Origin of the sequence: Mesorhizobium sp. M0184 (assembly GCF_040322215.1) — a bacterium.
Classification (GTDB): domain Bacteria; phylum Pseudomonadota; class Alphaproteobacteria; order Rhizobiales; family Rhizobiaceae; genus Mesorhizobium.
In genome coordinates this window covers 157,362-177,389 of sequence record NZ_JAMYSZ010000004.1, presented here as the reverse complement: position 1 = coordinate 177,389, position 20,028 = coordinate 157,362, and the positions used below count along the sequence as shown (strand labels likewise).

Annotated in this window: 13 protein-coding genes; 3 read left to right on the top strand and 10 right to left on the bottom strand. The window is 62.2% G+C overall.

What is annotated here, in order from left to right; all coding sequences use genetic code 11:
- The first annotated feature begins 277 nt into the window (after positions 1–277).
- Both NKJ23_RS07740 and NKJ23_RS07735 read left to right on the top strand, forming a co-directional pair.
- Positions 278–757, top strand: a complete 480-nt coding sequence (locus NKJ23_RS07740; protein WP_352645782.1) for a TadE family protein — start codon at positions 278–280, stop codon at positions 755–757.
- A 1-nt stretch (position 758) separates the two neighbouring features.
- Positions 759–2,543: a pilus assembly protein TadG-related protein gene (locus NKJ23_RS07735; RefSeq protein ID WP_352679659.1), complete on the top strand. Its 1,785-nt coding sequence runs from the start codon at positions 759–761 to the stop codon at positions 2,541–2,543.
- A 16-nt stretch (positions 2,544–2,559) separates the two neighbouring features.
- Here NKJ23_RS07735 and bglA read toward each other — a convergent pair whose 3' ends face one another.
- From bglA to NKJ23_RS07685, 10 genes are all read right to left on the bottom strand, one after another.
- The gene (gene bglA / locus NKJ23_RS07730; protein ID WP_352679657.1) at positions 2,560–4,188 is read right to left on the bottom strand and encodes a beta-galactosidase BglA; all 1,629 of its coding nucleotides are present in this window, start codon (positions 4,186–4,188) and stop codon (positions 2,560–2,562) included.
- Positions 4,178–6,211, bottom strand: coding sequence for a glycogen debranching protein GlgX (gene glgX, locus NKJ23_RS07725; RefSeq protein ID WP_352679654.1), 2,034 nt, complete (start codon positions 6,209–6,211; stop codon positions 4,178–4,180). Before glgX ends, bglA begins: the two co-directional genes overlap by 11 nt.
- On the bottom strand, positions 6,211–7,839 hold the full coding sequence (locus tag NKJ23_RS07720) for an alpha-D-glucose phosphate-specific phosphoglucomutase (protein ID WP_352679651.1): 1,629 nt from the start codon (positions 7,837–7,839) through the stop codon (positions 6,211–6,213). Before NKJ23_RS07720 ends, glgX begins: the two co-directional genes overlap by 1 nt.
- A 3-nt stretch (positions 7,840–7,842) precedes the next feature.
- A complete protein-coding gene (gene glgA / locus NKJ23_RS07715; protein ID WP_352679648.1) occupies positions 7,843–9,288 on the bottom strand; it encodes a glycogen synthase GlgA in 1,446 nt (481 codons plus the stop codon).
- Positions 9,289–9,291: 3 nt separating this feature from the next.
- Positions 9,292–10,557: a glucose-1-phosphate adenylyltransferase gene (gene glgC / locus NKJ23_RS07710; RefSeq protein WP_352525595.1), complete on the bottom strand. Its 1,266-nt coding sequence runs from the start codon at positions 10,555–10,557 to the stop codon at positions 9,292–9,294.
- A gap of 36 nt (positions 10,558–10,593) precedes the next feature.
- Positions 10,594–12,807 carry a 1,4-alpha-glucan branching protein GlgB gene (glgB, locus tag NKJ23_RS07705; RefSeq protein WP_352679645.1) on the bottom strand — a complete coding sequence of 738 codons (2,214 nt, stop codon included), beginning with the start codon at positions 12,805–12,807 and terminating at the stop codon, positions 10,594–10,596.
- Between the two features lie 145 nt (positions 12,808–12,952).
- Entirely contained in the window at positions 12,953–15,421 is a 2,469-nt protein-coding gene (locus NKJ23_RS07700; RefSeq protein WP_352679642.1) for a glycogen/starch/alpha-glucan phosphorylase, read from the bottom strand.
- Between the two features lie 175 nt (positions 15,422–15,596).
- Complete coding sequence (locus NKJ23_RS07695; RefSeq protein WP_023679303.1) at positions 15,597–16,385, bottom strand: ATP-binding cassette domain-containing protein; 789 nt, start codon at positions 16,383–16,385, stop codon at positions 15,597–15,599.
- A complete protein-coding gene (locus NKJ23_RS07690) occupies positions 16,382–17,464 on the bottom strand; it encodes an ABC transporter permease (protein ID WP_352679639.1) in 1,083 nt (360 codons plus the stop codon). The genes NKJ23_RS07695 and NKJ23_RS07690 overlap by 4 nt, the downstream gene beginning before the upstream one ends.
- Before the next feature lie 88 nt (positions 17,465–17,552).
- Positions 17,553–18,569 carry a sugar ABC transporter substrate-binding protein gene (locus tag NKJ23_RS07685; protein ID WP_352449223.1) on the bottom strand — a complete coding sequence of 339 codons (1,017 nt, stop codon included), beginning with the start codon at positions 18,567–18,569 and terminating at the stop codon, positions 17,553–17,555.
- Positions 18,570–18,798: 229 nt separating this feature from the next.
- Here NKJ23_RS07685 and NKJ23_RS07680 point away from each other — a divergent pair, with 229 nt between their 5' ends.
- Positions 18,799–20,028 (top strand): ROK family transcriptional regulator, encoded by a 1,230-nt coding sequence (locus NKJ23_RS07680; protein WP_352679636.1) that lies wholly within the window; start codon positions 18,799–18,801, stop codon positions 20,026–20,028.

Below are 20,028 nucleotides of genomic sequence, written 5' to 3'. Positions count from 1 at the left end.
GCAGCTGGTGGCCAAACAGTAACGTGGAGATTTTTTATTTCAACAGACTCTCGGGGTCACCCAAAGTAAGGGGGCCGGGGCAGTCGTTTTGCGGGCGGCCAATCAATGGTCGAAACCATGAGTTTGACTGGGTTTCCCGGCCAGAACGCCGATCTGGGAAATAATCTGGCCGATCATTTCAGTTTACCGGATTGTATTAATTGGTTCTTAGGCAACCAAGGGTTACAAATTTCGATGGAATCGGCACATCGACCTTGGGTTCCAACGGGCAAGGGCAATGAACAAGATAGACAGTAATACTGTCGCATTGAAGCGTAAAATATTGCGCCACGTACGGACGAATCTACGCAAAATTGGAGAAGAGTCCGGAACTTCCGCGGTCGAGTTCGCCCTGCTTTCCCCAATCTTTATCCTTCTTTTGCTCGGAATGGTTGCATATGGTATCTATTTTGGTGCAAGCAACTCCTTGCAGCAAATCGCCGCCGATGCCGCCCGCACCGCAATTGCCGGATTGAATCAAACCGAGCGCCAGGCGCTGGTGGCGAGTTTCGTCAAAAACAATGCCAGTGGATACCCGTTCGTCGATTCCGGCAAGCTGACCTATCAGGCGACGGACAGCACGGCCGACGGAAATCAGTTCGTCGTGTCGATCCAGTACGATGCCAGCAACCTGCCGATCTGGAACCTGTTACCAAGCCTTGCGATGCCGCAAACCACGATGTCGCGCAGATCTACCATCAGGATTGGAGGCATTTGAAATGTCGCAGTTCTTGCTGAGGAGCATCGGGCGGATCGCTCGCTCGATGGTTGGCGACAAGAAGGCGAACTTTGCCGTCATGACGGCGCTGACAGCGCCATTCGCGCTGGGGCTGGCGGCCTTCGCTGTCGACGAAGGTTCGATCTACACGGAGCGCAGGGAAGCCCAGGCGATGACCGATCTGGCGGCGATCACCGCGGCGTCGAACATCAACAATATGGAAGCCGCGGCGGTAACCACGCTCAGTGACAACCGAATGCCCGGCATCATTGTTCAAAAGGCAGGTCAGACAATGGTTCCCACGGTTGGCAAAACCGTCGTGTCGGTCACCGGCGGCCGATACTCAGCGGCGTCCTCCGTTGGCGTCGACAAGCGCTTCGAAGCCGGTAAAACGCCTTACAACGCCGTTCGCGTCACTCTGCAAAAAATCCCCGCCCGGTATTTCGCCAGTTCGCTCATCCCTACTCCGGTTGTCGGCACCGAAGCCATTGCCAGCGTGACCCCGCAAGCGATGTTCTCGGTCGGGTCCAGGCTCCTCAGCGTCAATGGCGGCATCCTCAACGCGCTTCTCAGCAAGTTGCTGGGCGCCAACATTTCGCTCAGCGTCATGGACTACAACGCGCTGATCTCGGCCGATGTAAACGTGCTTTCGTTCGTCGATGCCCTTGCCGTACAGTTGCAACTGACAGGTGTCAGCTATTCCGACGTGCTGGCGTCAAAAGCGACGGTAGGCCAGATCGCGACCGCCATGGCCAATGCGTCCGGGTCGGGCAGCGCCAGCAAACTTGTGCTGCAGACGATCGCGTCGAGGGCCACCAACACGGTCAAGATACCCCTCAGTCATCTTATCGATCTTGGCTCGATCGGTAAGCTCGGCCTCGGACAAAAGTCTCCCGGCTTTTCCGTCGACGCAAGCGCGATGGGCATGCTGGGTGCCGCCGCCTCGCTGGCCAATGGCTCAAACCAGGTCCAGGTCGATCTCGGCGCCACTATTCCGGGACTTACCTCCACCACGCTCGCCATCGCCATCGGTGAGCCAATGCAATATTCACCCTGGCTGGCCGTCGGGGAAAAAGGCACCGTGGTGCGCACCGCGCAGACGCGCATCAAGCTGGTCACCACAGTGGGCATCGGCAATTCCAATCTCGGCGGCGGCATCAGCCTGCTGTCCGTCAACCTGCCTCTGCATGTCGAAGTCGCCTATGCGGAAGCCAAGCTAACCGACATCAGCTGCCCGACGGGCCGGCCCGATAGCATCAAGGTCTCGATCGCCGCGCAGCCTGGCGTGGCCTCGCTGCACCTTGCCACCAGCGACGCCGACAACAACCCATCGGCTTTCGCCGATTTCAGCAATCCGCAATCGTTCTCCGATGCCACGATTGCACAGGTAAGCGTAAAGCTTCTGCTGCTCACCCTCAATCTGCTCGATGTGAAGGGTTCGTCATCACTTGCCATCACCAACAACGATCCGACCGCATTGACGTTCGACAGCACCGATATCGCAAACAAGACGATAAAAACTGTCGCCACAAAAAACCTGACGCAATCACTCACGACATCGCTGGTCAGCGGCCTCTCGCTCCCGGTCAACGCACTGGGCCTCGGGCTGGACGTGACGGCCCTGCTCGGAACGGTTAAGCCGGCGGTGGTAACGGTTCTGAACGGCGTGACGGCGCCGGTCGACGAACTGGTCTATAACGTGCTTGCAGCTGTCGGCGTGCATGTCGGCGAGGCCGATGTGCGGGTTGTCGGCGCGACTTGCGGGCGCTCCGTGCTCGTTCAATGAGATAATGAAATAGAGCTCAGCCGATCCGGCCGAGGAAGCAGCCCAGCGGCGGCAGCGACAGAGTTCTTTCCTGCAAGACGCCGGCAGCACCGCCAAGGTCTATCGGCTCTATCGCTTCCAGATCCGGTGGCAATTGCCAGCCGGCCGGCTCGTCGGCGAAATTGAAGACACAGAGCAGCTTTTCGTCATCGCCTTCGCGAATGAAAGCAAGGACGTCGCCTTCGGCATCGAGGAACCGGATCGAGCCTCGAACCAGCGCCGGATGCTGCTTGCGCAAGGCCAGCATCGCCCGGTAGCTCGCCAGGACGGAGGTTTGCTCGCCGTCCTGGACGTCGACCGCCTGGGCGCGATGGCTTGCCGGGACCGGAAGCCACGGCTTGCCGGTCGAAAAGCCGGCATTGTCGGCGCCAGCCTCCCAGACCATCGGCGTTCGGCACCCATCCCGTCCCTTGATTGCCGGCCAGAAGCGGATGCCGAAGGGATCGCGCAAATCCTCGAACGCCGGTTCGGCCTCCTCCAGCCCGAGTTCTTCGCCCTGGTAGAGGCAGATCGATCCGCGCAGGCAAGAAAGCAGCACGATCGAGAATTTCGCCACCCTGTCCGGATCGCCGCCCGGCCTTGTCCATCGACTGACATGGCGCACGACATCGTGGTTGGAGAACGCCCAGCAAACCCAGCCGTCGAATACCTTACTCTCGAAGGCCTCGACACAGCCACGCACATGCGACGCCGAGAATTGCGGGCCGAGCAGGTCGAACGTGTAGGACATTTGGAGCTTGTCGCCACCGCCGGTATAGGCGGCGAGCGTCTGCAAGGAACGCGTTTCGTCGCCAATCTCGCCGACAGCGACGCGGCCTTCATATTCGTCAAGCAAGGCCCGGAAGCGCCTGAGGAAAGCAAGGTTTTCCGGCTGGCTCTTGTCGAACAGATGCTCCTGATAGAGATAGGGGCTGGGTGCCGTATTGGTGCCGGCGACGCTTTCCGCCAAAGGCGGGTTGCTGCGCAGCCAGCGGTCGTGGATGTAATAGTTGACCGTATCCAGCCGGAAACCGTCGACGCCGCGCTCGAGCCAGAACCGCACCGTTTCCAGCAAGGCGTCCTGCACCTGCGGGTTGTGGAAATTCAGGTCCGGCTGCGAGGCAAGGAAATTGTGCAGGTAATATTGCCTGCGCGTTGCGTCCCATTCCCAGGCCGGGCCGCCGAAAAGCGACAGCCAGTTGTTGGGGGCGGTGCCGTCGGGCTTCGCATCGGCCCAGACGTACCAGTCGGCCTTGGGGTTGTCGCGGCTCGTGCGGCTTTCGACGAACCATTCGTGCCGATCCGACGAATGCGACAAGACTTGATCGATGATCACCTTCAGGCCGAGCCGGTGTGCCTCGGCAACCAGCGCGTCGAAATCCTCTGATGTGCCGAACATCGGATCGACGGCGCAGTAATCCGAAACGTCGTAGCCCATATCGGCCATTGGCGACTTGAAGAAAGGCGACAGCCACACCGCGTCGACACCCAGCGATGCGACATGGGCCAGCCTCGAGGTGATGCCGCGGAGATCGCCGCTGCCGTCGCCTGTCGTATCCTGGAAGGAGCGCGGGTAGATCTGATAGATGACGCAGCCGCGCCACCATTCGGCATTGTCAGCCATCATGGCTCTCCCCTGCGCCCGCCCGCGCTGTCCTGCTTTCGATCATGAACAGGACCGTTCGCCCAGGCACCGGCCGCGAGATATAGCTACTATCCGGTTCGATAGCTGGGCGCCAAAGAAAACCCGCCCGTTCCGGCAGCGTGAACATGCAGGCCCGGCGGTCGCCGTTGATGATCACCGCAAGGCGACTGTTCTCACCGCTCCCGAGAACCAGGACCAGCCGGTGCCGCCTGGCATCGTGCCAGGCGGCCTCGTCGAGCGGCATGCCGGTTTCCGTCAGCCAGGCTACGTCTGGGATTTCCGAGCCCGCAGGCGGTTCTCCGGTCAGGAATGTTGTGTCCAAAAGCGCCGGCACGGCACGACGCATCTTGGCGAGCAGAACCGTGTACAGCTCCAGTGCCCGGTCGCGCCCGGCCCAGTCGAGCCAGGTGATGTCATTGTCCTGCGCGTAGGCGTTGTTGTTGCCGCGCTGCGTGCGGCCGAACTCGTCGCCGGCCGTCAGCATGATCGTGCCGCGCGAGGCAAAGAGCGTCGCCAGCAGCGCGCACTGGTCATCGAAACGGGCCGTAACGATTGACTGGTCGCCGGTCTCGCCCTCGAGGCCATTGTTCCAGGACAGGTTGTCGTCGTGGCCATCGCGGTTCTTTTCGCCATTGGCCTCATTATGCTTGTGCTCATAGGCAACGATATCGGCCAGCGTCATGCCGTCATGCGCGGCGATGAAGTTGATGCTGCGGCTCGTTGTCTGGCCTGGTTTGGCAAAGGCATCGGACGAACCGGCAAGCCGCGTCGCCAAGGCACCGATCATGCCGCCGTCGCCGCGCCAGAAACGGCGGATATCGTCACGGCATATGTCGTTCCATTCGAGGAAGGGTGGCGGAAAATTGCCGAGCTGATAGCCATCCGGTCCGATATCCCAAGGCTCGGCGATCAGCACCCGGTCGCCAAGAACAGGATCTTTGCGAATGGCGTTCAGCAGCGGCGCATCGGCGTCGAAAACGCCGTCGACGCGGCCGAGGATCGGCGCCAGGTCGAAGCGGAATCCGTCGACACCGGCGCGCTGGACAAAGTGGCGAAGCGTGTCGAGGACCATTTCCCGGACGACCGGATGCTCGCAGGCGAGCGTATTGCCGGTTCCGGTGTCATTGACCAGAGCGCCGTCGGCCTCGTGCCGGTAATAGGCGCGATTGTCGAGCCCGCGCAGCGACAATGTCGGGCCGAGCCGGTCGCTTTCGCCGGTGTGGTTGAACACCAGGTCGAGAATGGTGCCGATGCCGGCCTCGCGCAGCGCGGCGACCGTTCCGCGCAACTCGGCCAGACCGCCGGGCGCCAGTCGCGGATCGAGCGCCATGAAGGTCACGGGATTATAACCCCAGGCGTTGCGCAGACCGAGCGGCGGTAAATGCCGTTCGTCGATCGATGCAGTCACCGGCATCAACTCAATGGCTGCCACGCCGAGTTTTTGCAGATGCTCGACAACGAGGGGGTGAGCGAGCGCTCCAATGGTGCCGCGTTGCTTCTCGGGAATGTCCTTATGCAGCTTTGTGAACGCGCGTACCGGCACTTCGTAGATGAGGCCGCCGGGCCGAAACAGCGGCGGCAAGGCGGGCAAGGGTTCCGGCAAGGCGCCGGCGATGGCTTTCGGCATCAGCGGCGCCGTGTCGGCCCCCTCGCCCCGGCGCGCGGCTAGCCGGCCGTCATAGGCATAGGGCCTGTCGATCTCGACGGCATACGGATCGGCCAGCAGCTTGTCGGGATCGAACCAGAGACCGTGTTCCGGCGCGTAGTCGCCATCGGCACGGAACCCGTATCGGGTGCCGGCGGCGAGACCGGCAACAAAAAGTGCGTGGACGCCCTCGCCTTCCGACTGGAGTTCCAGCCGGTCGATTTCGCGGTTGCCGTGTTCGTCGAAAATCGAAACCCAGATGCGCCGAGCCAACGAGGACCATGCGGCGAAGCGGATGCCGCCCTCCCCGGCAAGCCCGCCAAATCGCGGACGATAGCCGGCGGATAGTCCCGACGACATCAGGTGATGACGCTCGGTTTGGCGCGGCCGGTATGGCTGCGAATCCCGGCAATGTCGTCGGCCGCCGCGATCAGATCGGCAAGCGCCTCCTGGGTGTCGAGATCGTGGCGGTTCTTGTCCGGCTCGTAGCGCTCGACATAAAGCCGCAGCGTCGCGCCCGAGGTGCCGGTGCCGGACAGGCGGAAGACGACGCGTGAGCCGCCTTCGAACAACACCCTGATGCCCTGGTTCTTGCTGACCGAGCCGTCGACCGGATCGTGATAGGCGAAATCATCGGCGCTGGCGATCGTCATGCCGCGCACGCTGGTGCCAGGCAGCGAGCCGAGCTTGGCGCGCAGCTCGTCGACAAGCGCGTTGGCACGATCAATCTCGACCTCCTCGTAGTCGTGGCGCGAATAATAGTTACGGCCATAGGCCGCCCAATGCTGGGTGACGATCTGCTTGGCGCTTTCGCCGCGCACGGCAAGGATGTTGAGCCATAAAAGCACAGCCCACAGGCCGTCCTTTTCGCGGACATGGTTGGAGCCGGTCCCCGCACTCTCCTCGCCGCAGATCGTCGCCATGCCGGCATCGAGCAAATTGCCGAAGAACTTCCAGCCGGTCGGCGTTTCATAGATGCCGATGCCGAGTTTTTCGGCGACCCGGTCGGCAGCACCGCTGGTCGGCATCGAGCGGGCGATGCCTTTCAGCCCCGCCTTGTAGCCCGGCGCCAGATGGGCATTGGCGGCGAGCATGGCCACTGAATCCGATGGGGTGATGAAAATGCCCTTGCCGATGATCAGGTTGCGGTCGCCGTCGCCGTCGGAGGCGGCGCCGAAATCGGGCGCGTCCGGTCCCATCATCTCGTCATAGAGGTGTTTTGCGTGGACCAGATTGGGATCGGGATGGTGGCCGCCGAAATCCGGCAGCGGGATGAAATTACGGGCGGTGCCGTTGGGCGCACCGAGCCGGTTTTCGAGGATCTCCTTGGCATAGGGACCGGTCACCGCATGCATGGCATCGAAGCGCATGCGGAAGCCTGATTTGAACAGCGCCCGCAAGGCGTCGAAATCGAACAGGCTTTCCATCAGTTCGGCATAATCGGCGACCGGATCGATGATCTCGACGGTCATGTCCCCCGTCTTGACCGTGCCGATCGTATCGATGTCGACCGGTCCGATATCGGCGATCTTGAAGCTCGAGATAGCCTTGGTCCTGGCGAAGATCGCGTCGGTCAGCTTTTCCGGTGCCGGGCCGCCATTGCCGGCATTGTACTTGATGCCAAAATCCTCATGCGGGCCGCCCGGATTGTGGCTGGCCGACAGGATGATGCCGCCGAAGGTCTTGTATTTGCGGATGACATGCGAAGCGGCAGGTGTCGACAATATACCGCCCTGCCCGACCATCACCTTGCCGAAGCCGTTTGCCGCGGCCATGGCGATGGCCTTCTGGATGACCTCGCGGTTATAGAAGCGGCCGTCACCGCCGATCACCAGGGTTTTGCCCTCGAACCCTTCCAGCGCGTCGAAGATCGACTGGATGAAGTTCTCGGCATAGTGCTCCTGCTGGAACACCGGGACTTTCTTGCGCAGCCCGGAGGTGCCGGGCTTCTGGTCGGTATAGGGTTTGGTAGCGACAGTGCGGATCATGCGTCAGGCAGCCCTTTTCGAAAGCAGCAAGCGATAGAGTTCGACATATTTTTCGGCGCTTTTGTCCCACGACACATCGGCCTTCATGCCTTGCCGCTGCATCGACGTCCAGACCGTGGGGTTGGCATGCGCCTCGACAAGGCGGCGGATGGCATGCAGCAGGGCGCCGGCATTGGCGGGCGCAAACTGGAAGCCGGTCGCCACGCCGGCCGAAATGGCGGCTTCGTTGGCATCGATGACCGTGTCGGCAAGGCCGCCGGTGCGCGCGACGACCGGCACGCAGCCATAGCGCAGCCCGTAAAGCTGCGTCAGCCCGCAAGGCTCGAAGCGCGACGGGATGATAATGGCGTCGCAGCCGCCCTGCATAGTGTGGGAGAGCCCCTCGTCATAGCCGACGACTACGCCAATGCGGCCGCGATGGCGGGCTGCGGCGGCAAGCAATGCGCCTTCGAGGCCGGCGTCGCCGGAGCCGAGGATCGCCAGCCGCGCACCTGCCGCGACGATACCGTCGACGGCCGCCGCCAATATGTCCATGCCCTTTTGCCAGGTCAGCCGGCTGACGACGCAAACGATCGGGCTGTCGTCGCGATCGAGGTTGAAGCGATCCTCGACCGCGGCCTTGTTGGGCATCCGCGCCTTGAGCGTCTTTGCCGTGTAGTTGGAAACCAGATGCTTGTCGGTTTCCGGGTTCCAGATCTCGGTATCGATGCCGTTGACGATGCCATGGAGATCGACGGAGCGCATGTTGATCAGCCCGTCGAGGCCCATGCCGAATTCGGGCAAGCGGATCTCCTGCGCATAGGTCGGGCTGACCGTGGTGATCGCCCAAGCGGCCTGCAGGCCGGCCTTGAGGAAGCCGACGCCGCCATAGTATTCGACGCCGTCAAGCGCCATCGCCGCCGCCGGCAGGCCAAGCTCGCCAAAGATGCCGGCGCCGAACTGGCCCTGGAAGGCGAGGTTGTGCACGGTGATCATCGACGGCGTGCCGACCGCCTTGCCGTAGCGCATGTAGGCGAGCGTCATTGCCGACTGCCAGTCATGGGCATGGACGATATCGGGCAGGTAGCCCGAGATAGCGCCGCCGGCGATGTCGCCGCCGACCCGGCTCAACGCCGCGAACCGCCGCCAATTGTCCGGCCAGTCGGCGCCGGTCGCATTGCCGTATGGGCCGCCGGGACGGTCGAAAAGATGCGGCGCGTCGAGCACGAACAGGTCGAGCCCGGCGATCTGGACGGCATGCACTGAAGCCTTGCCGCCGTGCAGCAGCGGATATTGTTGAACCGCCTTCTTTTTCCTGAAGGCGTCCATCACCTGGGGATAGCCGGGGACGAGCGTGCGCATGGTGACGCCGTTGCCGGCCAATGCCACGGGCAAGGCGCCGGTTACGTCGGCGAGCCCGCCGGTCTTGACCAGCGGAAAGATCTCGGGCGTCACCGACAGAACCTGCATGCACTACGATCCCAGCCTGTTGACCATGTCCTGCGTGACCAGGCAGATGCCTTTTTCCGAAACGCGGAAACGCTTGGCGTCGAGGACGGGATCCTCGCCGACCACCAGCCCCTCCGGGATCCTGACGCCGTGATCGATGACCACGCGCTTCAGCCTGGCGTTGCGGCCGACATGAACGTCGGGCAGCATGACGACCTCCTCCAGCGTCGAATAGGAATTGATGCGCGCGCCGGTGAAGATCAGGCTTCGCTTCAGCGAAGCGCCCGAGACGATGCAATCGCCCGAGACGAGAGACGAGACGGCCGACCCGCGGCGGCCATCCTCGTCATGGACGAACTTTGCCGGCGGCTTCAATTCGGCATAGGTCCAGATCGGCCAGTCGCGGTCGTAGAGGTCGAGTTCCGGCGTGATGTCGGTCAGGTCGATATTGGCTTCCCAATAGGCGTCGACCGTGCCGACGTCGCGCCAATAGGCCTCGTTCTCGGCGGTCGAGCGCACGCAGGATTTGGCGAAACGATGGGCGATCGCCTTTCCGTGCTCGACGATGTAGGGGATGATATCCTTGCCGAAGTCGCGGCTCGAGCCGGGCTCCGCCGCATCGCGACGCAATTGCTCCATCAGGAACTTGGTCTTGAACACATAGATGCCCATCGAGGCCAGCGCAAAATCCGGTTTGTCGGGAATGCCGGGCGGATCGGCGGGCTTTTCGATGAAGGAGATGATGGTGTCCTTGGTGTCGACATGCATGACGCCGAAGCCGGTGGCTTCCATGCGCGGCACTTCGAGGCAGCCGACGGTGACATCGGCGCCAGCCTCGACATGCTGGCGAAGCATCAGCTCGTAGTCCATCTTGTAGATGTGGTCGCCGGCAAGGATGACCATGTATTCCGGCCCGTAGGCCTCGATGATGTCGATGTTCTGGTAGACGGCATCGGCGGTGCCCTCATACCATTGCGTTTCCGAGACGCGCTGGCTGGCCGGCAGGATGTCGAAGCTCTCGTTGCGCTCGGGCCGCAGGAAGTTCCAGCCGCGCTGCAAATGGCGGATCAGCGAATGCGCCTTGTACTGGGTGGCGACGCCGAGGCGGCGGATACCGGAATTGAGCGCGTTGGAGAGCGCGAAATCGATGATGCGCGTCTTGCCGCCGAAATAGACCGCCGGCTTGGCGCGGCGGTCGGTCAGTTCCTTGAGCCGGCTGCCGCGGCCGCCGGCCAGCACATAAGCCATGGCGTCGCGTGCCAGCGGCTGGGTTCGTTTTATTTCAGCCATTCTTATCCTCCCACATTATTCGTTCAAGGACATAGCTCAGTCCGGGACGAATTCGAGCATGATCGTCGACAGCGGCGGCAAAAGCATCGTCGCCGAAATGCCTCCTCCTTCCGCCTGAGCCTCGACGCCGCCGCTATTGCCCTTGCCGGAACCGCCATAATCCGTGGCATCGGTGTTGATGATCTCGCGCCATTTTCCGGCGTGCGGCAACGGCACGCGGTAATTGTCGCGCGGCACCGGCGTGAAGTTGGAAATGACCGCGACCGGGTTGCCGCCCGGCGCGCTGCGCAGCCAGGCAAATACTGAGTTCGCGCTGTCGTCGACGATCAGCCAGGAAAAGCCCTCCGGCTCGCAGTCGCGGGCATGCAGCGCGGGGCGCGAGCGGTAGAGATAGTTGAGATCGCGCACCGTCTGCCAGACGCCGCGGTGGAGCCGGAAATCGAGCAGGTTCCAGTCGAGCGCGCGCCCCTCGCTCCACTCGCGGCGCTGTGCGAACTCCTGGCCCATGAACAACAGCTTCTTGCCGGGATAACCCCACATGAAGGCGTAATAGGCGCGCAACGTCGCGAATTTCTGCCAGTCGTCGCCGGCCATCTTGTTGAGCAGCGTGCCCTTGCCGTGCACCACTTCGTCATGGGACAGCGGCAGCACGAAATTCTCGCTGAAGGCGTAGACCAGACCGAAGGTGATGTCGTTGTGGTGATGCTTGCGGAAGATCGGCTCCTTGGAGAAATACTCCAAAGTGTCATGCATGAAGCCCATGTTCCATTTGAAACCGAAGCCCAGTCCGCCTTCATGCACCGGCTGCGAGACTTTCGGCCACGAGGTCGATTCCTCGGCGATGGTCATCACACCTGGATGGTGGCCGTAGACCTCCTTGTTCATACGCTGCAGGAAGCTGACCGCTTCGAGGTTCTCCCGCCCGCCCTTCTCGTTGGGAATCCATTCACCGGCCTTGCGCGAATAATCGAGATAAAGCATCGAGGCGACCGCATCGACGCGCAGTCCGTCGACGTGATATTTCTCGGCCCAGAACAGCGCATTGTTGACCAGGAACGAAATCACTTCGCGGCGGCCGAAATTGTAGATCGCTGTGTTCCAGTCGGGATGGAAGCCCTTGCGCGGATCGGCATGTTCGTAGAGCGCGGTGCCGTCGAACTTTGCCAGACCGTGTTCGTCAACCGGGAAATGCGCCGGCACCCAGTCGAGGATGACGCCGATGCCTGCACGGTGGGCGCCGTCGACGAAGCGGGCAAAACCGTCCGGATCGCCAAAGCGGGCACTCGGCGCATAAAGGCCCGTCGTCTGGTAGCCCCAGGACGGGTCATAAGGATGTTCGGAGATCGGCATGAATTCGATGTGGGTAAAACCGGTCTCGACCACGTAAGGGATCAGCCTGTCGGCGAGCTCATCCCACGACAGGAAGCTGCCGTCGTCGTGAAGCCGCCATGACCCGGCATGGACCTCGTAGATCGATACGGCTTCGCGCCTGTGGTCGGCATTGCGCCAGTAGTTCCGGTGCGCCTCGTCACCCCATTCATGCGCCGGCGGCAGTGCCGTCACCGAGGCGGTGGCCGGGCGCAGTTCGGACTTGAAGGCGAACGGATCGGCTTTGAGCGGCAATCTCACGCCATCCGGCCCGATGATTTCATACTTATATGGGCGGCCAGCGCCGATGTCGGGAATGAACAGCTCCCAGATGCCGGTGTCGCGGCGGACGCGCATGGTATGCCTGCGGCCGTCCCACTCGTTGAAGTCGCCGACCACCGAGACGCGCCTTGCATTGGGCGCCCACACCGCAAAATGCACACCCGATGCACCTTCATGGTCGATGAGATGGGCGCCGAGCTTGTCGAACAGCCTGAGATGCGATCCTTCGGCGATGTAATAATCGTCCATCGGGCCGAGCACGGGGCCGAAGGAATATGGATCGGTCAGCCACCAGTCACCGCCGGAATTCCTTGCATGATAGCGCAGCGGCTGGCGTTTGCGCAGCGACAGTTTGCCTTCGAAGAAACCGCGGTCGTCGCGTCTCGACAGCTCGCCGGCCTTCTTGCCGGTCAGCGTATAGGCGGTGACGAACTCGGCATGAGGGACGAAGCAGCGGGCGACAAAGCCCTTTCCCGCCTCATGCACGCCAAGCACGGCAAACGGATCGCCGTGCGTGCCGGCGACAATCGCCGCGACATCGCCGGCTGGCGCCAGTCCGTCCGGCCCGCTTGTCGCAACGGTCGCGCGCGGCTTGCTCATCAGGCAGTGACCCTCCCCGGGCACCAAGTGTATGTTTCTAGTGGAGTTTTGAATTCGACATTCGCATGCCGCCTTACCCTCCAAGGGATGCGAGGGTCAAATCACTCCACTAGGGCCACATTGTTCCTGGTCTCATGCAATCACATCAGGCGGGCACGTGCCAGATGTCTTTCGCATATTGGCGGATCGTGCGGTCGGACGAGAACCAGCCGACGCGCGCGACATTGCGGATGGCTCTGGCGTACCAATCCGGGCTGTTGCGCCAGACGGTATCGACGTCGCGCTGGGTGGCGGCGTAGGCATCGAAATCCGCGGCGACCATGAACCAGTCGCTCTGGTAAAGACCGTTGATCAGGTCGCGATAACGGTCCGGATCGTCAGGTGAAAAGACTCCGGATGAAACCGCGGCCAGCGCCTGCGCCAATTCAGGCGATCCCTCGATCACAGCGCGCGGATCGTAACCATTGTTGCGTCGCTCGGCGACCTCATCGGTGGTCAGGCCGAAGATGAAGATATTGTCGTCGCCCACGCATTCCTTGATCTCGACATTGGCGCCGTCGAGCGTGCCGATGGTCAGCGCGCCGTTCAGCGCGAACTTCATGTTGCCGGTGCCGGACGCTTCCATGCCGGCGGTCGATATCTGCTCCGAAAGATCGGCGGCCGGCATCATGATCTCGGCAAGGCTGACATTGTAGTTCGGCACGAACACCACTTTCAGCAAACCGCGCACCGCCGGGTCGCGGTTGATGACCCGGGCGACGTCATTGGCAAGTTTGATGATCAGCTTGGCGTTGTGATAGCTGGGCGCCGCCTTGCCGCCGAAGAATTTGACGCGAGGCATCCAGTCGCGCTCCGGATGCGAGCGGATCTGGTCGTAAAGCGCGACCGCTTCGAGAATGTTCAAGAGCTGGCGCTTATATTCGTGGATGCGCTTGACCTGGATGTCGAACAGCGCCGATGGGTCGACCTTGATGCCGAGCCGGTCGGCAACGAGCTTGGCAAGCCTCGCCTTGTTCGCCCGTTTGACGGCGGCGAACTTGTCGCGGAAGGCGGCGTCCTCGGCGAAAGGATCAAGCCGCTTTATCTCGTCGATGTCGTCGAGGAAGCCGTCGCCAATCGCCTCTCGGGTGAGTGCAGTGAGGCCGGGATTGCACTGTATCAGCCAGCGCCGCGGTGTGATCCCGTTGGTCTTGTTGTTGATGCGATCCGGGTAGAGCCTGTGGAGGTCGGCAAACACCGTCTCCTTCATCAATTCCGTGTGCAGGGCAGAGACGCCGTTGATCGAGTGCGAGCCGACAAAGGCCAGATTGCCCATGCGCACGCGGCGATCGCCATTTTCCTGGATCAGCGAGATGCGGCTGATCTGCTCGTCCGAGAACTGGTCGGAGGCGCGCGCCTCGAGCAGCACCTCGGCGTTGATGGCGTAGACGATCTGCATGTGGCGCGGCAACAGCCGCTCGAACAGCGGCACGGGCCAGCTTTCCAGCGCTTCGGGAAGCAGCGTGTGGTTGGTGTAGCCGAAGGTGCGCTTGGTGATACTCCAGGCCTGGTCGAAATCCATGCCGTGGACATCCATCAACAGGCGCATCAGCTCGGCTACGGCGATCGCAGGATGGGTGTCGTTGAGATGGATCGCCGCCTTGTCGGGCAGCGATTGCAGGTCGCCATACTGGCTGAGATGACGCTGGACGATGTCCTGCAGCGAGGCGGTGGAGAAGAAATACTCCTGCCTGAGCCGCAGCTCCTGGCCGGCCTTGTGGGAATCGGCCGGGTAAAGGACGCGCGACAACGCATCGGCCTTGTTGCTTTCGGCGAGCGCGCCGATGTGATCGCCGGCGTTGAACTTGTCGAGCAGGATCGGGTCGACCGGCATGCCGGACCACAGACGCAGCGTGTTGACGCGGTTGGCCCGCCAGCCAACCACCGGCGTATCATAGGCAACGGCCAGAACATGTTCGGTCGGCTTCCAGACGTGGCGCTCGAGCCGGCCGTCCTTCGACGTGACCGATTCCACCGAGCCGCCGAAGCCGACCTCGAAGGAGCGTTCGCGGCGCTCGAACTCCCAGGGATTGCCGTGATCGAGCCACGTCTCGGGCAGCTCCACCTGCCAGCCGTCATGGATCTCCTGCCGAAACATGCCGTTGGCGTAGCGGATGCCGTAGCCATGCGCGGGGATATTGACGGTCGCCATGCTTTCCATGAAGCAGGCGGCGAGCCGGCCAAGACCGCCATTGCCAAGGGCAGCGTCCGGTTCGAGCGCAGCAATGATGTCGAGGTCGACGCCAAGCGACGACAGCGCCTCGCGCATATTGTCCATCAGGCCGAGATTGGAGAAGGCATCGCGCATCAGGCGGCCGATGAGGAATTCCAGCGACAAATAGTAGACGCGCTTTTCCTGCTGGGCGTAGGCCTCTTGGGTCGCCTGCATCCAGTGATCGACTATGCGGTCGCGTACAACCTTGATTGAGGCGGTGAGCCAATCGTACTGGGTTGCAACGTTGGTGCCCTTGCCGACCCTGTATTTGAGGGCTTGCAAGACTTCCTCGGCGAGCGTCTTGGGATCCGGGTTTTTGAGCGTGGGCAGAGGAGCTTCGGTTGTCATCGCGCGCGTCATGCTGCCTCTCGTGACGTTGCCAGGATCATGCGGCTTTCACCATCTCTGCCAATGCTAGTACATCCCACCGGATGTTCAATCGATTCAGGTGATCGCAAGCCGGGTTGCCCTGCGGCAATTTGGCATTTGGAAACAGCGCGTTTGGGCCCCTCGGCGATGGGCCTCAAGTTCTTGCTCAAGCCGCCAGCGCCGCTTCCGGCGGCACCTTGGCGCCGGTCATGAAGGCGACCGCATCGGACATCGTATACTGCTTCGGATCGATGACACACAGGCGACGGCCGAGCCGATGAATGTGGATGCGGTCGGCCACCTCGAAGACATGCGGCATATTGTGTGAAATCAACACGATCGGCAGGCCTCGGCGTTTTACGTCGAGTATGAGTTCGAGCACGCGGCGGCTCTCCTTGACGCCGAGCGCAGCCGTCGGCTCATCCATGATGACCATCTTCGAGCCGAAGGCGGCGGCACGCGCCACCGCCACGCCTTGGCGCTGGCCGCCCGAGAGCGTTTCCACCGCCTGGCTGATGTTCTGGATCGTCATCAGGCCAAGTTCGGTGAGCTTGTCGCGGGCACGCTTTTCCATCGCCGGACGGTCGAGCATGCGCAGCCATTCGCCGAGGAACCCGGGCTTGCGGATCTCCCGGCCGAGGAACATGTTGTCGGCGATAGACAGCGCCGGCGACAGCGCCAGGTTCTGATAGACGGTCTCGATGCCGGCCTCGCGCGCCTCCATCGGTGATTTGAAGGCAATAGGCTTGCCTTCAAGCCGTATCTCACCTTCGTCCGGGGTGACCGCTCCGGAAATGGCTTTGATAAGCGACGACTTGCCGGCGCCGTTGTCGCCAATGACAGCAAGGATTTCGCCCGGATAGAGGTCGAAGTCTGCGCTGTCGAGAGCGGTGACGCGGCCGTAGCGCTTGACCAGGCTGCGCGCGGTAAGGATCGGTTCGTGAGTCTGGTTCATGCCGAGATCTTCCTGATCCACTGGTCGATACCAACAGCGATGATGATAAGGGCGCCGACGGACAATTGCGTCCATTGCGGATCTGTCCCCCAAAGCCTGAGGCCGAGCGCGAACACGCCGACGATCAGCGCACCGAAGATGGTCCCGAGGATGGAGCCGCGGCCGCCGAACAGCGAAGTGCCGCCGATCACCACGGCGGTAATCGAATTGATGTTCTCGAACTGCCCGGCCTGCGGCGAGACCGATCCGATGCGTCCGATCAGGGCCCAGCCGGCGATGGCGCAAATGATACCAGTCAGCGTGTAGACCGCGACCAGCATCCGGCTGACGCGCACTCCCGACAGTTCCGCGGCCTCCGGGTCGTCGCCCACCGCATAGACGTGCCGGCCCCACGCGGTGTGATTGAGCACGTACCAGGCAATTGCCGCCATGATCAGCACCAACAGCACGCCATAGGTGAAGACGGCGCCGCCGATCCTGAACGATCCGCCGAAAAACTGCAGCAGCGGCGCCGTCGTCTCGAGATCCTGGCTGCGGATGGTCTCGTTACCGGAATAGATGAAGTTGATGGCAGCGTAGATCGACCAGGTGCCGAGCGTCACGATGAAGGGCGGCAGTTTCACCCAGGCGATGAGAATGCCGTTGATCAAGCCGCAAATCGCGCCGACAAGCAGCCCGACGGCAACGGCCACCGGCGCTGGAACACCGTAATGCATGGCAAACTGGCCCATGACGACCGAGCTCAGCACCATGATGGCACCGACGGACAGGTCGATGCCGGCGGTGAGCACCACCAGTGTCTGCGCGATGCCGACCATGCCGGTTATCGCCACCTGCTGGAGGATCAGGGTGAGGGTGAAAGGAGAAAAGAAGCGTCCGCCGACAAAGACTGCGAACAGAGCCACCGAGATGATCAGGATGATCAGCGGCACCATGGCAGGGCTTTTGTGCAAGCGGTGCTGGATGCTCTCCAGCGTCGAGCGGGAATGCGTCTCGAATGAAGCGACGCTGGTGTCGCTAGTGGCCAGGACCGTCTCGAATTCCTGCGGTCCCTTGCTCCTGGTTGTTTCGACGCTCAAGTCGACCTCCCGCCTGTGATGTGGAGCGGCCGAAACCGCTCCACATTCTCTATTGTTCTTTTGAAGTTGAGCCGATCAGGGGATCAAATCAACCCCAGCACTTGCTGAGGCCTTGCTTCGTGTCGATGGATTCGATGCCGGCGGCAGGCTTGTCGGTGATCAGCGTCACGCCGGTGTTGTAGAAGTTCAGACCGGGCGACGGCTCAGGCTTCTTGCCGCTGTCGGCAAAGGTCTTGATCGCCTCGATGCCGAGCGAGGCCATGAGCAGTGGATATTGCTGTGAAGTGGCGCCGATCACGCCCTCGGCAACGTTCTTGACACCCGGGCAGCCGCCATCGACCGAGACAATCAGGACGTCCTTCTCCTTGCCGACGGCCTTCAGCGCCTGGTAGGCGCCCGCGGCCGCGGGTTCATTGATGGTGTAGACGACGTTGATATCCGGATCCTTCTGCAGGCAGTTCTCCATGGCAGTGTGCCCGCCATCCTCATTGCCGCTCGACAGATCGTGACAGACATTGCGTGCGTCGGTTTCGTCGCCGATCTTGTTGGGGTCGCCGAGGTCGATGCCGAAGCCCTTCATGAAGCCTTGATCACGCTGCACGTCGACGGAGGGCTGGCTGGCGATAAGATCCATGTAGGCGATGTGCGCGTCCTTGGCCTTGTCGCCCAAGGTGGCCTTTGCCCAGGAGCCGATAAGCTCGCCGGCCTTGAAATTGTCGGTCGCAAACGTCGCATCGGCGGCGTCGGCAGGCTCGAGCTGGGTGTCCAGAGCGATCACCAGCACCCCTGCATCACGCGCCTTCTTCACCGCCGGCACGATGGCCGCAGTGTCGGTGGCGGTGATCAAAATACCCTTGGCGCCGTCGGCGATGCAGGATTCGATCGCCGCAACCTGGCCCTCATTGTCACCTTCCGCCTTGCCGGCGTAGGCCTTCAGATCGACACCAATTTCCTTGGCTTTCGCGGCGGCACCTTCCTTCATCTTGACGAAGAAGGGATTGGTGTCGGTCTTGGTGATCAAGCAGGCGCCGACCCCGGCGGCCGATGCCGTCGATGCAAACGCCATCAAGCTCAGTCCGGCCGCGGCAAACACGGTGGATTTCAACAGTTTTGACGTGGTCACGATTTTCCTCCCATGGAACCATTTAGGATGCCGGCCAACCGGCATCTGCAGCGCGTCCGACGAAATCTCCCAGTGTCGACGCCGATCTCAAGAGACACCAGTCCGCCAGCACTGTCAATAATTAAATCACTCTTATTTATTATTGACATCGCAGGATTGTTCACCCACTCTAGACCAAAAGCATTGAGGGGAAACGACGGGAGGAACAGGGGTGGAGACCGGCGTTACGAGGCACGGTTCGCCCGATGCGGCCGAAAGCCGTCTGCACCGCGGCACCAATCAAAGCGGCATGCGGGACCACAATGAGCGGCTGGTGCTGTCGCTGGTGCGTCAGCACGGCAGCCTGGCCAAATCCGATATTGCGCGCATGACGGGCCTTTCGGCGCAGACAGTGTCCGTCATCATGCGCGAGCTGGAGGAGGACGACCTGCTCGTCCGCCAGGCGCCGTTGCGCGGCAAGATCGGCCAGCCCTCGATACCCATGGCGCTCAATCCCGACGGCGCCTATTTCATCGGCCTGAAGATCGGCCGCCGCAGCGCCGAGCTGGTGCTGATCGATTTCCTCGGCAATGTGCGCTCGATGCTGCAGCATTCATACCGCTATCCAGCGCCGCGCGAGACGGTGGAATTCGTCACGAGCGGCATGAAGAAGATGCGCGGCGAACTCACCCCGGCGCAGGACAAACGCATTGCCGGGCTTGGCATCGCCATGCCGTTCGAATTGTGGAACTGGGCCGACACCGCCGGCGCGCCGCGCGAAATCATGGACGAATGGCGCCATCGCGATATTCGCGCCGACATCCAGGCGCAATGCGAATTTCCAGTCTATCTGCAGAACGACGCCACCTCGGCCTGCGGCGCCGAGCTCGTGTTCGGCCACGCGGCGGGTGCGGCACGCGATTTCGTCTACTTCTATATCGGCGCCTTTGCCGGCGGCGGCATCGTGCTGAACGGCCGGCTGTTTGGCGGCCCGACCGGCAATGCCGGCGCGCTGGGCTCAATGCCGGTGCCCGGGCCGGACGGCAAGCCGACGCAGTTGATCGACGTGGCGTCGATCGCCATGCTGGAAAAGGCGCTCAACGCGCGCGGCATCGAGGCCTCGCATCTGTGGACATCACCGGGGGACTGGGGCGAGATCGGCGCCGAGCTTGACGACTGGATCGCCAGCGCCTCGCAGGCGCTTGCCTATGCCATCGTTTCGGCCTCCTCCGTCATTGACTTCGAAGCCGCGGTGATCGACGGATGGATGCCGCTTGCCGTGCGCAGGCGGCTTGTCGATGCCGTCATCCAAGCCATCGGCAGGATCGACGGCGAAGGCCTGAGGCTGCCGGCCGTTCGCGAGGGAACGGTCGGCATCCATGCGCGGGCGCTGGGTGGCGCCAGCCTGCCGCTGTCGGAGCGCTTCCTCATCGGCTCGACCACGATTTCCCGGAGCTTCTGA